The sequence below is a fragment of the Giesbergeria anulus genome (assembly GCF_900111115.1).
Lineage (GTDB): Bacteria > Pseudomonadota > Gammaproteobacteria > Burkholderiales > Burkholderiaceae_C > Simplicispira > Simplicispira anulus.
The window spans coordinates 287,511-301,789 of the sequence record NZ_FOGD01000001.1 but is presented as its reverse complement, the minus strand read 5'-3'; the positions used below and the strand labels follow the sequence as shown (position 1 = coordinate 301,789).

Below are 14,279 nucleotides of genomic sequence, written 5' to 3'. Positions count from 1 at the left end.
CACAGCTTCGTTTTCTGCCGCATAGGCAGCTTAGAAATACCTGGTGCGCAAAGGGGTGAAGGCCCATGGGTTTTCTGCCGCATAGGCAGCTTAGAAACTGCGCGCCACGTTTGACCAGTCGCAGCCCTTGTTTTCTGCCGCATAGGCAGCTTAGAAACAGATCAGACAAGTTGTTCTCAGTCTTGGCAGGTTTTCTGCCGCATAGGCAGCTTAGAAAATGCACGAAGATGAAGGCGCGCCGCAACCCAAGTTTTCTGCCGCATAGGCAGCTTAGAAATCCAAGGGGTCAACTGTAGCGGCGTCACGACCGTTTTCTGCCGCATAGGCAGCTTAGAAAATCAAGTTTGCCCGCACTGCAAATCTGATGCCGTTTTCTGCCGCATAGGCAGCTTAGAAAAGTGGGGCAAATTCCTAGAACACGTCGTAACCGTTTTCTGCCGCATAGGCAGCTTAGAAAAAGTCTTCGGCGGCCTTCTCAGCGGCGCTTTGCGTTTTCTGCCGCATAGGCAGCTTAGAAAAGAACAGCGTCGCACCCGTTTGGCAACAGTGTGTTTTCTGCCGCATAGGCAGCTTAGAAAGCAGCGAAAACAATCACGCGGCCAGAGCCGTCGTTTTCTGCCGCATAGGCAGCTTAGAAAATACATGATAGATACACTGGCGACAATGTATCGTTTTCTGCCGCATAGGCAGCTTAGAAAGAAGTGATGGCCGCCCCTTCTACTGACACCGCGTTTTCTGCCGCATAGGCAGCTTAGAAAAGCACAATCTGGCATTGCAGCAGGCCCCCAGTTGTTTTCTGCCGCATAGGCAGCTTAGAAATTGGGTGCAGTGCATCACCGGCCTACCTAAAAGTTTTCTGCCGCATAGGCAGCTTAGAAATGTGCGCCATAGAAACCCTGTTCCGGGCGTTGGTTTTCTGCCGCATAGGCAGCTTAGAAATATGCCCCGCTTTGCCATCGCGTCATAGGCCGGTTTTCTGCCGCATAGGCAGCTTAGAAAGGCAGAAGCAAGATAAATAACACGAGGTGCAGGTTTTCTGCCGCATAGGCAGCTTAGAAATGTGCCAGTAGTGCCACCTGTAGTGCCTGTGCGTTTTCTGCCGCATAGGCAGCTTAGAAAAAACTCGCGCTTTCGGGTTTAACTTCCGAAGCGTTTTCTGCCGCATAGGCAGCTTAGAAACATGTGTCTTTAGATGATCCTGCACTGTGGCCGTTTTCTGCCGCATAGGCAGCTTAGAAAACGCACAGAGAATAGAGCGAACCTCCTGCAACGTTTTCTGCCGCATAGGCAGCTTAGAAATGCTGCTGGGCTGGCGCTTGGTTAGGCGCTGGGTTTTCTGCCGCATAGGCAGCTTAGAAAGACGAACAATTAATAACTAAAGGATCGGCCATGTTTTCTGCCGCATAGGCAGCTTAGAAATGAGCGACAAAAGCATCAAAAACACCACGACAGTTTTCTGCCGCATAGGCAGCTTAGAAACTGCCGGTGCTGAAGTTTCTGGAGCTTCGTGCGTTTTCTGCCGCATAGGCAGCTTAGAAATGTAGTGCCTGTGCCAGTGGTGCCGCCTGTGGGTTTTCTGCCGCATAGGCAGCTTAGAAAGTAGTCGGCCCATGTTTGCATCATGACCACGCGGTTTTCTGCCGCATAGGCAGCTTAGAAATTGCAACAGATTGGTAGCCCGTGCAAATTTGAGTTTTCTGCCGCATAGGCAGCTTAGAAAAAATCCCTTGCCATCGATCATGCCGCCAGCAAGTTTTCTGCCGCATAGGCAGCTTAGAAACATGCGTCACTTCGAGAGCGCGAACTTGACCAAGTTTTCTGCCGCATAGGCAGCTTAGAAAATGTAGCAGTCAAACTCTGATGGCGCGTAGTAGTTTTCTGCCGCATAGGCAGCTTAGAAAACGCCGCAACACCGCCAGACGCACACGGTATCGTTTTCTGCCGCATAGGCAGCTTAGAAATGTATTGCTGCTGGCACCACCGCTTGCAGTAATGTTTTCTGCCGCATAGGCAGCTTAGAAAATACAGTCCGCAAATACGGCCAATGCAGCAGCGTTTTCTGCCGCATAGGCAGCTTAGAAACGCTTCGATGATGGTTTAGTTTATGTTGGAAAGTTTTCTGCCGCATAGGCAGCTTAGAAAAGCAAATCCACGTCAGACAGCATGGGCACCATGTTTTCTGCCGCATAGGCAGCTTAGAAATACCGCACTGGCACCACACCAGCGGTTCCCTCGTTTTCTGCCGCATAGGTAGCTTAGAAACATGTCAGGCGCTGGTCTTCGCTGATAGCTTTGTTTTCTGCCGTATAGGCAGCTTAGAAAAAATCAAGAGCCTCCGATGCCTAGGCATCGAGGTCGCAGCAGGTGCCAAGGTACCTCCAGCAGGCAAGGCCAAATCTATAATCTAAGGCTGTCCTCCAAGGGCCGGGCGCAGCTTGTCCGGCCCTCCTGAACACCCTCTTACACCCCCCCATCCATGAGCACACCCATTTTTACCGTTGCCGACATCCGCAAGACCTTTTTGGATTTCTTTGCTTCTAAGGGGCACACCGTGGTGGCGTCCAGCCCGTTGGTGCCGGGCAATGACCCGACGCTGATGTTCACCAACTCTGGCATGGTGCAGTTCAAAGACGTATTTTTGGGCAGCGACAAGCGCAGCTATGTGCGCGCCGCCTCGGTGCAAGCCTGTTTGCGTGCCGGTGGCAAACACAACGACTTAGAAAACGTCGGCTACACCGCACGCCACCATACCTTTTTTGAGATGCTGGGCAACTGGAGCTTTGGCGACTACTTCAAGCGCGAAAGCCTGAAGTGGGCTTGGGAACTGCTTACCGAAGTCTACAAGCTGCCCAAAGAGCGCCTATTAGCCACGGTGTATGCCGAAGACGACGAAGCCTACGACATCTGGACAAAAGAAATCGGCCTGCCCCCTGAGCGCGTGATTCGCATTGGCGATAACAAAGGCGCACGCTATAAGTCGGATAACTTCTGGATGATGGCCGATACCGGCCCTTGCGGCCCCTGCTCCGAAATTTTCTACGACCACGGCGACCACATCCCCGGCGGCCCTCCGGGCAGCCCCGAAGAAGACGGCGACCGCTTCATCGAAATCTGGAACAACGTGTTCATGCAGTTCAACATGGACGAGACCGGAGCCGTCACGCCGCTGCCTGCGCCCTGCGTGGATACTGGCATGGGGCTGGAGCGTCTGGCCGCCATCTTGCAGCACGTCCACAGCAACTACGAGATTGACCTGTTTGATGCCCTCATCAAGGCCGCTGGCCGCGAAACGGGTTGCACCGATCTGGGCCACAAGTCCTTGCGCGTGATTGCCGACCATATCCGCGCTACCGCCTTTTTGGTCAGTGATGGCGTCATGCCCAGCAACGAAGGCCGGGGCTATGTGCAGCGCCGCATTGTGCGCCGTGCCATCCGCCACGGTTATAAGCTGGGCCAAAAGACGCCGTTCTTCCACAAGCTGGTGGCCGACTTGGCGCAGCTCATGGGCGATGCTTACCCACAAATTCGTGCGCAACAACAGCGCATCACCGAAGTGCTCAAGGCCGAAGAAGAGCGTTTCTATGAAACCCTCGCCAATGGCATGGAAATTTTGGATGTCGCCTTGGCCGACGGTGCCAACACGCTGCCCGGCGACATTGCTTTTAAGCTGCACGATACCTTCGGCTTCCCGCTCGATTTGACCAACGACGTCTGCCGTGAGCGTGGTGTGGCTGTGGATGAAGCCGGTTTTGCGGCTGCGATGGAAAAGCAAAAAGCCCAAGCGCGTGCTGCTGGCAAGTTCAAGATGGACAAGGCGCTGGACTACACGGGCGTGGGCAATGCCTTCACTGGCTACACACATTTGCAAGAAGCGACAGCCAAAATCGTCGCCCTGTATGTCGATGGCGTGAGCGTGGCCGAAATCAAGTCCGGCCAAAGCGGTGTCGTGGTGCTCGATACCACGCCCTTCTATGCCGAAAGCGGCGGCCAAGTGGGCGACCAAGGCCATATCACCAGCGGTTCGGCGCAGTTTGCCGTGGCCGACACCCTCAAAATCAAGGCCGATGTATTCGGCCACCACGGCACGTTGGAGCAAGGCACGCTCAATGTGGGCGACCATGTAGCGGCCCAAGTGGATGTGGCCTTGCGCGCTGCCACCGTGCGCAACCACAGTGCCACCCACCTGATGCACAAAGCCCTGCGCGAAGTGCTGGGCGGCCATGTGCAGCAAAAGGGCAGCTTGGTCAATGCCGAGCGCACCCGCTTTGACTTTGCGCACAATGCCCCGGTTACGGATGCCGAAATCCGCCAGATTGAAGCCTTGGTGAATGCCGAAATTTTGGCTAACGCTGCTGCCCAAGCGCGGGTGATGGACATTGAATCGGCACAAAAAACCGGCGCAATGATGCTGTTTGGCGAAAAATACGGCGAAACCGTGCGTGTGCTCGATATTGGCTCCAGCCGCGAGCTGTGCGGCGGCACCCACGTGCAGCGCACCGGCGATATCGGTTTGTTCAAGATCGTGGCCGAAAGTGGCGTGGCCGCTGGCGTGCGCCGCATCGAAGCCGTGACGGGTGACAACGCCTTGGCCTATCTGCAAGCGTTGGAAGACACCGTAGCCCAAGCCGCATCGGCCTTGCGTGCGCCCACAGCAGAGGTCAATAGCCGCATCGCCCAAACGCTGGAGCAGATCAAAGCGCTGGAAAAAGAAGTGGCTGCGCTCAAGGGCAAGCTGGCTTCTAGCCAAGGCGATGAGCTAGTGGCCCAAGCGGTGGACGTCAAGGGCCTGAAGGTGTTGGCCGCCGTGCTGCCCGGCGCGGATGCCAAAACTCTGCGCGATACTTTGGACAAGCTCAAGGACAAACTCAAAACTGCTGCTATCGTGCTGGCCGCTGTGGATGGCGACAAAGTGCAACTGGCCGCTGGTGTCACTGCTGACAGCGTGGGCAAAGTCAAGGCCGGGGAGCTGGTCAACTTTGTTGCCCAGCAAGTGGGCGGTAAAGGCGGCGGCAAGCCCGACATGGCGATGGCAGGTGGCACCAATGCTGCCCAATTGCCCGCTGCGTTGGCTAGCGTGCAAGCTTGGGTGAGCGAGCGGGTTTAATCGTCCGTTGGTCGGGGCAGGCTGCATCGCCTGCCCTGTCTGTCTGCTTTAGGCCGCTTGCAGCCATCCTTGCACATCGGCCTTGCTGGGAATGCGTCCGCTGGCTACCAGCTTCTCATTGATGACCAGCCCCGGAGTTGAGAGCAGGTCATAGGCCATGATGGTCTGCATATCGGTGATTTTGAAAAATTCTGCTTGAACACCGGCTTCGGTAGCTGCCTCGCGGGCTACGGCCTCTAGCTTGCGGCAGTTGGCACAGCCAGAGCCAAGGATTTTGACGGTCAACATAAGAATCTCCTTGCGGGTTGGAAAAATCATTTACAGAGGGGAACGTGCTATTTGCAAGCGATGCAGCCAGACCAGCAAACCGGCCAACATAGCCATAAAAGTCGCCAAGCCCAAGGCCAGCGTTTGCCACGCCATGCCATCGACCCAAGCACCATACGACAGCCCAGCCACCACACTGAAAATAGCCACCCCACCGACGTAAGCAAAGGTTTTTTGGCGACCAATCACGGCAATCACCATCAAAATGCTTTGCAGGCTCAGTTCTGGGTCGGCCATTAGGTAGGCCAACAGCGGCCCTGGGTGCATGCCAAAATCCAAGAACATTTTGGCTACTGGCACTTCCACCAGCGTCGGAAAATACATAAAAACGCCAAACAGCACCGCCACCGCATTGGCGGTCACGGTGTTGCTTCCGGCCAAGCTTTCAATCCATTCGGGCTGGATGGTTTGGCGTACCATGCCGACAATAAAAACGCCGATCACCAGCAACCCAAAAATTTGCTTCACAAAGCGCCAAGCCTCCCAAAGCCAGGCTTGGCGGTCATCGGCCTCTAGGGCGTGGAGGTAGTGCCACACCGCCCACAAACACAGGCCGACGCCAAAGAAACGCCCGGTTAGCGCCAACTCCAGCCCTTGGACGCTGGGGGTCAAGCGCAAGGCTGCCACCAGCAGCGTGGCAGCGGTCAGGCCCAGCGTGATCCACGTCCAGCGGTTTGCTCCTTCGATGATGTTTTCTAGGCCCTTCCATGCGGTGGTGGCAATGAGCAACAGCAGCAGGATTAACACCGAGCCTTGGAATGTGACCCCTTCTTCGCCTTTGGCAGCGTCGTAAGGCACCCATTGAAACAGGGTGGACTGCCAATCTTGCGCCCATGCCAGCGGCAGCGTGATGGTGCTCAGGGTGCTGGTCAAAGGCCACAGCTTGAGGGTGCCAGCAATCAGCAGCGCCACCATCGACAGCAACAAGCCGGTGGCTGCAGAACCGACGCTGGCATTCTCTGCAAACAGGGTATCGGTTTGGGCATCGTGGTTGGCATCGTCACGCCAAAACAGCATGGCCATCAGCAGCCCGATACCCATGCCAAACAGCAGGCACAAAATAAAGCGCGCAGTGGCAAACTCCAGCCCCAAAATGCTGCCGGTATAGGCCAGTGCCATGATGTTGCCCGCTGGGGCAAAAAACAAAAAAGTGATGGCAGGGCCAATGCCCGCCCCCTTGCGATAGATGCCCGCAAACAAGGGCACGATGGTGCAAGAGCACACTGCCAGCAGCGAGCCAGCCGCTGCCGCTGCTGGGTAAGAAACATACACCGGGGTATTGCGCCCCAGCCAGCGCGTGATGCTGGCCTTGGGAATCAGCGCGGCCATCGCCCCAGCAATAAAGAAGGCGGGCAACAGGCACAGCAGCACATGGGCCGCCAAATAGGCAGCCAGGTTGCCCGTGCCCCCTTTGAGTAGTTGCAAGAGGTAATCCATCGCGTTGTCCCTTCTGTATATGCTGCGTTAGGGCAGCATCCCACCATCAGCAACAGCCGCTGCTAACCCCGGAGCGCAAGCCACAGTGCTGTGCGTAGGTAGGTGGCTCTATTTGCAAAGTGGCGTGGCGGATATCGAAATGTTCATGCAAGATATGTTCTGCTTGGTGGAGCACGGTGGTCACATCAGTGGGGTCAGATTGCAAAACGACATGGGCGCTCAGTGCTACTTCTGACGTGCCCATCGCCCACACATGCAGGTCATGCACCTCGGCTACGCCCGGCAGCGCCAGCAGGTGCTGGCGCACTGCCACCATGTCGATGCGCTCAGGCACGCCGTCTAATAGCAAATGCACCGATTGCCTCAGCAGGCTCCAACTGCCCAGCACAATCACTACTGCAATGGCTAAACTCATCACTGGATCAATCCAGTTCCAGCCCTGCCAGAGATAGAGCACGCCACCCAGCACTACCCCCAGCGACACCAGCGCATCTGCCACCATGTGCAAAAAAGCGCCACGGATGTTCAAATCATGGGCTTGACCACGCATAAATAGCAAAGCCGTAGCGGTGTTAATCACAATACCTACCCCGGCCACCACCATGATCGTCTCACCCTCGGTGGCTTGGGGCGTACCTAAACGACTAATGGCCTCCCAAGCCAAAGCACCCATGGCTACCAGCAAAAGCAGGGCATTGAGCACTGCCGCTACGATGGAAGCACGTTTCCAGCCGTAGGTATGCTGGGCATTGGGGCGCAGCTTGGCCGCCCAGGCACCCGCCCAAGCCAGTACCAAACCCGCTACATCGCTCAGGTTGTGCCCAGCATCGGCTAGTAGGGCCAGAGAGTTGATCTTCCAGCCATAAAAGGCTTCGATGGCGACAAAAGCCATATTGAGCACGATGCCGATGGCAAATGCCCGGTTAAAGTTGCCTACCACTGGGCTAGGATGTGGATGGTGGTGGTGTGTGCTCATCGCAATCGGCTTTCTGCTTTAGGTAGGCTTGGGCGTCCAAGCATTGACCATCGCTACCAGCGACAGCATCACCGGCACCTCCACCAGCACGCCGACCACCGTAGCCAGCGCTGCCCCTGAGTTCAAGCCAAACAGTGAAATAGCCACCGCCACGGCCAACTCAAAAAAGTTGGAGGTGCCAATCAAGCAAGCTGGCCCGGCCACGTTGTGCGGCAATTTGAGCCAGCGCGCCCCCCACCAACTGATAAAAAAGATACCGTAGCTTTGCACAAGGAGTGGCACGGCAATCATGGCAATCACCAGCGGCTTTGCCACCATTGTGCCTGCCTGAAAGCCAAACAGTAGCACTACAGTGGCAATCAGCCCGGTGATAGACCATGGTTTGATGCGCGCCACAAACACAGTGACGGCATGCTGCGAGCGCTGCTGCAATAGATACCGCGTTGCCATGCCCGCTGCCAGCGGCAGCACGACATAGAGCACGGTAGAAAGCAGCAAGGTTTCCCAAGGCACCGTGATGTGGGTCACGCCGAGCAAAAAGGCAGCAATCGGGGCAAAGGCTACCACCATAATCAAGTCGTTGATAGAAACTTGCACCAGCGTGTAGTTGGCATCGCCCTTGACCAATTGGCTCCAGACAAACACCATCGCCGTGCAGGGGGCCACGCCCAGCAAAATCATGCCCGCAATGTATTCGCTGGCCGATGGCGCATCCACCCACGGTGCGAAAAGATACTGAAAGAACAGCACCCCCAGCGCCGCCATCGTGAATGGCTTGATCAGCCAATTGACCACCAAGGTCAGCGCCAGCCCTTGGGGCTTTTTGCCCACATCTTTGATGGCGGCCCAGTCAATTTGGATCATCATCGGGTAGATCATTACCCAGATCAACACGGCCACCACCAAATTGACATGGGCGATTTCCAGCGCTGCAATGGTATGGAACAGGCCGGGTAGTACTAAGCCTAGGATGACGCCAACCCCCATGCCTAAGGCCACCCAGAGGGTCAAGAAGCGTTCAAACAAGCCCATGATGATTCTTTCGTGCTGGCGTTAGTCTGAGGTGTGGCCGATATGGTTTAGCTCCTGTTGCAGCGATAACTGGCCGAGCTTAGGTAGCGGCAAGCTCAAAAACAGCGAGATGCGCCGGTGCAGGATGCGAAAGACCTCACTAAAGGCTTTGTCTATGTTTTCCGGGCTGTGGTTGATGGTGGCTGAGGGGTCTTGTATCCCCCAATGGGCCGATAGGGGCTGGCCGGGCCAGAAGGGGCACACTTCGCCTGCGGCTTGGTCGCACACCGTGAGCACAAAATCCATCTGTGGTGCATCGGGCTGGGCAAAGGTGTCCCAGTTTTTGCTGTGCAGCCCTTCGGTGGCGATTTTGTGCCGTTGCAGCAGGGCTAGCGCTTGTGGATGGACGTGGCTGGCGGGGCGGCTACCAGCGCTGTAGGCACGAAATTTACCGCCACCTAATTGGTTCAGCAGCGCCTCGGCAATGATGCTCCGCGCTGAGTTGTGGGTACAAATAAAGAGAACGTTGTAAACCGGAGCGGACATAGTCAAAATTCTTTCTTTGTTGAGGAGGCGCAATCAGTGCAGTCGAGCAAGGGGGTTGCCATACAGGGCTGTCCTTGGCAGCAGTGGGCCGTGAGGTAAGACAGCAGTTCGTTCATTGGCGTGATGGCGGCGCGGTAGATTTGGTGGCGTCCTTGGCGTTGCACCTGCACCAAACCAGCGGCGTGCAGCTCTTTCAAATGAAAAGACAGCACCGTGCCAGACGCCCCCAGCGTCTCCGCCATGCTGCCGGGGGTCAGGCCCTGCGGCCCCGCCACCACCAGCAGCCGAAACAGGCGCAGGCGGGTTTCTTGGGCCAGAGCGCCCAAGGCGCGAATCACTTGTGCTTCATCCATAGGGTAGATTTTTCGTTCTTTTAGGTCGGGCTAGGGGTGGTATGGGCCTTGGTAGTGGGCAGGGCCAGCGTGGCCAACCAGCACAGCCCTAGCATCACCGCAGAACCGATCAGGGCATACAGCAGGCCCCCCCATTGGTAGAGCAACCCCGACAGCAAGGTGCCCACAAAGCGCCCCAGTGCATTGGCGGCGTAATAAAAGCCCACATCTTCTGCGGCTTTCTCGGAGCCAGCGTAGGCCAAAATCAGGTAGGAATGCACCGAAGAATTGACAGCAAAGGCAAAGCCAAACAGGCACAGCCCACCCACCACCACCCATTCCAAGGCGGGCGCTTCCAAGGCTACCGCCAAGGCCAGCGCTACTGGAATCACCGCCAACAGGGCTGACCACCAGCGTGCAGCGGGCACCTCACTGCTTAGGCCATCGCTGCTGCGCCGCACCAAGCTAGGGGCCAGTGCCTGCACGAGGCCGTAGCCTATTGTCCAAGCCGCCAAAAAGCTGCCCACCATGGTGAAATTCCAGCCCGCCGAATACAAAAACACGGGCAAACTCACCACAAACCAGACATCGCGGGCACCAAACAGCACCACACGGGCGGCGGCCAGCGCATTGATCCCGGCATTTTTAGCAAACAGCTCTTTGGCTGAGCCGGAGGCTTTGCTCTTGCCCATCAGCTGTGGCAAGGACGTGACCACGCCCAGCAGCACCAGCGCCAGCAAAGCCGCCATCGCCCACAGCGAGGCTTGAAAGCCCAGCGTTTGCAGCAGCAGCCCGCCCAAAAAGAAACCAATGCCTTTCATGGCGTTTTTGCTGCCAGTAAACCAAGCTACCCAGCGGAACAACTGGCCCGCGCCCTGCTCTTTGGCCTGCGCCTGCGTCACTTTAATGGCTGATTTGCTGGCGGTTTTGGTCAAGTCTTTGGCGACGCCGCAAATGCCTTGGGCCAGCACCACCCAAGCCACTGACATCGCCGCCGTCCATGCCGGATTGAGCAGCGACAGCAAGGTAAAGCCGGTGATTTGCGTCACCAGCCCCACGGTGAGCATCCGGGTGATGCCGTAGCGCGTGGCCAGCCAACCGCCCAGCAGATTGGCGGCAATGCCTGCGGCCTCATACAGCAGAAACAGAAAGGCTAACGTGACTGACGAATAACCCAACTGGTAAAAATGCAACAGCACCAACATACGCAAAGCGCCGTCGGTGAGCGTGAAGCCCCAATACGAGGCCGTCACGATGGCATAGTTGCGCTCGGCGGCATTCATGTTAAATGCCTACTTGTTGCATATGGCAGGCCAGATCGACCATGCGGCAGGCGTAGCCCATTTCGTTGTCGTACCAAGCGTACACTTTGAGCAAGGTGTTATCCGTCACCAGCGTGGACAGGGCATCGATGATGGAACTGCGCGTGTCGCGGGCGTAATCGGCACTCACCAGTGGGCGCTCCTCATAGCCGAGGATGCCTGCCAATGGCCCCGCAGCGGCGGCTTTGAACAGTGCATTGACTTCTTCTGCCGTGGTGGCGCGTTGCAGTTCAAACACGCAATCGGTGAGTGAGGCATTGAGCACCGGGGCGCGCACCGCGTGGCCGTTGAGTTTGCCTTTGAGCTCAGGGTAAATCAGGGCGATGGCGCTGGCGCTGCCGGTGGTGGTGGGGGCCAAACTGAGCATGGCACTGCGGGCGCGGCGCAGGTCTTTGTGCGGCGCATCTACCATCAGATTGGTATTGGTGGGGTCGTGGATGGTGGTGATTTGGCCATGCCGAATGCCGATATTTTCGTGGATCACCTTGACCACGGGGGCCAAGCAGTTGGTGGTACACGATGCGGCAGTCACGATCTGGTCGCGCGCCGGGTCGTATTGTTGGTGGTTGATGCCTACCACGATGTTCAGCACCCCGCCCACCTTGACTGGGGCCGCCACAATCACCCGTTTGGCCCCGCGTTGCAGATGGCCTTGGATGGTGTCGGGGGTTAAAAATTTGCCGGTGCATTCCAGCACCACATCGACGCCCAAATCGCCCCAAGGAATGTCGGCAGGTTGCGCATGGTTGCTAAAAGACAAGCGCTGCTCGCCCACCAAAATGGCTTGTTCGCCTTCAGCATGGATGGGCGTGCGCCACGGGCCTTGCACACTGTCAAAAGCCAGCAGATGGGCAGTGGCAGCGGCACCGCCTTTAAGCTCATTGAGGTGTACCACTTGCAAGCGGTTGCCTGCACGGGGGTCGTCCAAGCCCCGTTCTGCGGCACCGAAAGCCGCCCGCAGTGCCAAACGGCCAATGCGCCCCATTCCGTTGATACCGACTTTCATGCTGTTTTGCCTTTCTTGCGTTCAATAGTTTGATAATTATTGAACTATTGCATTATTTTATGACAAACCGATGTCGCGATATACTGAAATTGGGTGCCAAGCCGTAGGGGTTGGGCAGGTTCATGCGATGGTCGGGCCGCCTCGCGGTTCCCTCACGTCATTTTTATGCCCCCTACGCTGATCCACGGCATTGCTGCGGCGCTGTTCGCTTTGGCAGTGCTGCACACGTTTTCCACCCAATTTTTTGAGCGCCTAGCCCACACCCGGCCACGCCATGCCGGTATTTGGCATTTGCTGGGCGAGGTGGAGGTGGTGTTTGGTTTTTGGGCAATGGTGCTCATGCTGTCGATGTTTGCCATCGAGGGCCAACAAAAGGCCGTGGCCTATCTGGACTCCAGAAACTTTACCGAACCCTTGTTTGTGTTTGCCATCATGGTGATTGCTGGCACCCGGCCCATCTTGCAGTGCGTCGGTGCGCTGGTGCGCTCCATTGCGAGCTATACCCCCTTGCCTTCTGGCATGGCCTTGTATTTTCTGTTGCTGTCGGTGGTGCCGTTGTTAGGCTCCTTCATTACAGAGCCTGCGGCCATGACGCTGGCGGCCTTGATGTTGCGCGATACCCTGTTGGCGCGGCCCGTATCGACCAAGCTGAAATACGTCACTTTGGGGGTGTTGTTTGTCAATATCTCCATTGGTGGCACCCTGACCCCGTTTGCGGCACCGCCGGTACTGATGGTGGCTACTGTATGGAACTGGGATATCTGGTTCATGATCGCCCACTTTGGCTGGAAGGCTGCGGTGGCGGTGTTTATCAATGCAGGCTGTGCCATGCTGCTGTTTCGCACCGAACTGGCGCATATGGCCGCGCCGCCGCGTGACGAGGGGCAGGCCGTACCCTTCAGCGTGGTACTCGTGCATCTGTTGTTTTTGGCGCTGGTGGTGGTGTTTGCCCACCACCCGGCGGTATTTATGGGCCTGTTCTTGTTTTTTCTTGGCTTTTGGACGGCCTACCAGCGGCACCAAACCCCGCTGATTTTGCGCGAAGCCTTGCTAGTGGCCTTTTTTCTGGCCGGGCTGGTGGTGCTGGGCGGCTTGCAACAATGGTGGTTAGAGCCGCTGTTGATGGGCATGGATGCCAACACGGTATTTTTTGGTGCCATTGCGCTAACGGCCATTACCGATAACGCTGCCCTGACCTATCTGGGGTCTTTGGTGGCGGGCCTGAGTCCAGATTTCAAAACTGCCTTGGTGGCTGGAGCCGTGACCGGCGGTGGCTTGACTTTGATTGCCAACGCCCCCAACCCTGCCGGGGCCGCCATTTTGAAGGGAAAGTTCTCTGACCATGCCATTCAGCCCTTGGGCTTGCTGATAGCTGCTTTGCCGCCCACGCTGGTGGCCATATTGGCCTTTCGGCTACTCTGAAACAACCAACCAAAGGAGATATAAAAGATGATGAAAATAGGCGTGTTGGGTTATGGCCGGGCTGGTAAAGCGGTGGTCAATGTGTTGTCCAGCGATCCACGGTTTCAATTGTGCTGGGTGATGCGTGGCCGTGCTGCGGCGACCACGCCGCTAGAAGGGCTGGAGCAGGTGCCGTTGGTCGGCTTAGAGGGGCTGGACTTGGAACAGTGGTTCGACCAGCACCCCGTCGATGCGGTGGTGGATTTTTCTCAGGCTGACGCCGTGTACCGCTATGGTGAAGTGCTGCGCCAGCGCGGCATCATGCTGGTCAGTGCTATCTCGGCCTATAGCCCCGAACATTTGGACTATCTGCGCCAGATGGGCCAAGACACCAAGGTGATGAGTTCACCCAACATCACCTTGGGCATCAATTTTTTGTTGTTGGCCGCCAAGCTGCTGCGTGAGATTGCGCCCTTTGCGGATGTCGAGGTCATTGAGCAGCATTTTCGTGATAAACCTGAGGTGTCTGGCACGGCGCGCAAGATTGCCGAATCTTTGCAACTCGAAGACGGCAGCATCACCTCGTTGCGTTTGGGTGGCATTGTGGGCCACCATGAGGTGATTTTTGGCTTTCCACACCAAACCGTGCGCCTCATTCATGACTCTATCCGCCGTGAGGCTTTTGGCACGGGTGCCGCTTTTGCTTTGCAAGAGCTGGCCCAATGCGAGAAAGGCTTTTACAGCTTTGATGATCTGCTGATGAAAAAAATCCGCAGCCAGTTGTTGGGCAGCACCAGCCACTGAGGCCTTGACGGTC

At 56.8% G+C, this 14,279-nt stretch carries 11 protein-coding genes and 1 CRISPR repeat array; of the genes, 3 read left to right on the top strand and 8 right to left on the bottom strand.

Annotation, left to right across the window (positions count from 1 at the left end; translation table 11 throughout):
- Positions 1–9 precede the first annotated feature (9 nt).
- Positions 10–2,322: a CRISPR direct-repeat array (repeat unit 28 nt; unit sequence GTTTTCTGCCGCATAGGCAGCTTAGAAA).
- 154 nt (positions 2,323–2,476) lie between these two features.
- Positions 2,477–5,104 (top strand): alanine--tRNA ligase, encoded by a 2,628-nt coding sequence (gene alaS / locus BMX55_RS01470; protein WP_091451659.1) that lies wholly within the window; start codon positions 2,477–2,479, stop codon positions 5,102–5,104.
- Positions 5,105–5,152: 48 nt separating this feature from the next.
- On the opposite strand, the gene BMX55_RS01465 is transcribed toward alaS, so the two are convergent.
- Genes BMX55_RS01465 through BMX55_RS01430 form a run of 8 tightly spaced genes read right to left on the bottom strand, consistent with a single transcriptional unit; the run spans position 5,153 to position 12,061 of the window.
- Positions 5,153–5,392 (bottom strand): thioredoxin family protein, encoded by a 240-nt coding sequence (locus BMX55_RS01465; RefSeq protein ID WP_091451655.1) that lies wholly within the window; start codon positions 5,390–5,392, stop codon positions 5,153–5,155.
- 30 nt (positions 5,393–5,422) lie between these two features.
- The gene (locus BMX55_RS01460) at positions 5,423–6,868 is read right to left on the bottom strand and encodes a permease (RefSeq protein ID WP_091451651.1); all 1,446 of its coding nucleotides are present in this window, start codon (positions 6,866–6,868) and stop codon (positions 5,423–5,425) included.
- Between the two features lie 46 nt (positions 6,869–6,914).
- Positions 6,915–7,844, bottom strand: a complete 930-nt coding sequence (locus BMX55_RS01455) for a cation diffusion facilitator family transporter (RefSeq protein WP_091451647.1) — start codon at positions 7,842–7,844, stop codon at positions 6,915–6,917.
- 18 nt (positions 7,845–7,862) lie between these two features.
- On the bottom strand, positions 7,863–8,876 hold the full coding sequence (gene arsB, locus BMX55_RS01450) for an ACR3 family arsenite efflux transporter (RefSeq protein ID WP_091451643.1): 1,014 nt from the start codon (positions 8,874–8,876) through the stop codon (positions 7,863–7,865).
- A 21-nt stretch (positions 8,877–8,897) separates the two neighbouring features.
- Positions 8,898–9,401: an arsenate reductase ArsC gene (locus BMX55_RS01445; RefSeq protein ID WP_091451638.1), complete on the bottom strand. Its 504-nt coding sequence runs from the start codon at positions 9,399–9,401 to the stop codon at positions 8,898–8,900.
- A 2-nt stretch (positions 9,402–9,403) separates the two neighbouring features.
- The gene (locus BMX55_RS01440) at positions 9,404–9,754 is read right to left on the bottom strand and encodes an ArsR/SmtB family transcription factor (protein ID WP_091451635.1); all 351 of its coding nucleotides are present in this window, start codon (positions 9,752–9,754) and stop codon (positions 9,404–9,406) included.
- Between the two features lie 20 nt (positions 9,755–9,774).
- A complete protein-coding gene (arsJ, locus tag BMX55_RS01435) occupies positions 9,775–11,016 on the bottom strand; it encodes an organoarsenical effux MFS transporter ArsJ (protein ID WP_091451631.1) in 1,242 nt (413 codons plus the stop codon).
- A gap of 1 nt (position 11,017) precedes the next feature.
- The gene (locus tag BMX55_RS01430) at positions 11,018–12,061 is read right to left on the bottom strand and encodes an ArsJ-associated glyceraldehyde-3-phosphate dehydrogenase (RefSeq protein WP_091451628.1); all 1,044 of its coding nucleotides are present in this window, start codon (positions 12,059–12,061) and stop codon (positions 11,018–11,020) included.
- 165 nt (positions 12,062–12,226) lie between these two features.
- Here BMX55_RS01430 and BMX55_RS01425 point away from each other — a divergent pair, with 165 nt between their 5' ends.
- Together BMX55_RS01425 and BMX55_RS01420 are read left to right on the top strand one after the other, a co-directional pair.
- Positions 12,227–13,483 (top strand): putative Na+/H+ antiporter, encoded by a 1,257-nt coding sequence (locus BMX55_RS01425; RefSeq protein ID WP_091451625.1) that lies wholly within the window; start codon positions 12,227–12,229, stop codon positions 13,481–13,483.
- 27 nt (positions 13,484–13,510) lie between these two features.
- On the top strand, positions 13,511–14,266 hold the full coding sequence (locus BMX55_RS01420; protein WP_245751205.1) for a 4-hydroxy-tetrahydrodipicolinate reductase: 756 nt from the start codon (positions 13,511–13,513) through the stop codon (positions 14,264–14,266).
- Positions 14,267–14,279 lie beyond the last annotated feature (13 nt).

Coding starts and splice junctions, on each gene's coding strand:
- BMX55_RS01425 (WP_091451625.1), top strand. CDS start 12,227: ATGCCCCCTACGCTGATCCACGGCATTGCTGCGGCGCTGTTCGCTTTG.
- arsJ (WP_091451631.1), bottom strand. CDS start 11,016: ATGAATGCCGCCGAGCGCAACTATGCCATCGTGACGGCCTCGTATTGG.
- BMX55_RS01465 (WP_091451655.1), bottom strand. CDS start 5,392: ATGTTGACCGTCAAAATCCTTGGCTCTGGCTGTGCCAACTGCCGCAAG.
- BMX55_RS01420 (WP_245751205.1), top strand. CDS start 13,511: ATGATGAAAATAGGCGTGTTGGGTTATGGCCGGGCTGGTAAAGCGGTG.
- alaS (WP_091451659.1), top strand. CDS start 2,477: ATGAGCACACCCATTTTTACCGTTGCCGACATCCGCAAGACCTTTTTG.
- BMX55_RS01430 (WP_091451628.1), bottom strand. CDS start 12,061: ATGAAAGTCGGTATCAACGGAATGGGGCGCATTGGCCGTTTGGCACTG.
- BMX55_RS01460 (WP_091451651.1), bottom strand. CDS start 6,868: ATGGATTACCTCTTGCAACTACTCAAAGGGGGCACGGGCAACCTGGCT.
- BMX55_RS01440 (WP_091451635.1), bottom strand. CDS start 9,754: ATGGATGAAGCACAAGTGATTCGCGCCTTGGGCGCTCTGGCCCAAGAA.
- BMX55_RS01445 (WP_091451638.1), bottom strand. CDS start 9,401: ATGTCCGCTCCGGTTTACAACGTTCTCTTTATTTGTACCCACAACTCA.
- arsB (WP_091451643.1), bottom strand. CDS start 8,876: ATGGGCTTGTTTGAACGCTTCTTGACCCTCTGGGTGGCCTTAGGCATG.
- BMX55_RS01455 (WP_091451647.1), bottom strand. CDS start 7,844: ATGAGCACACACCACCACCATCCACATCCTAGCCCAGTGGTAGGCAAC.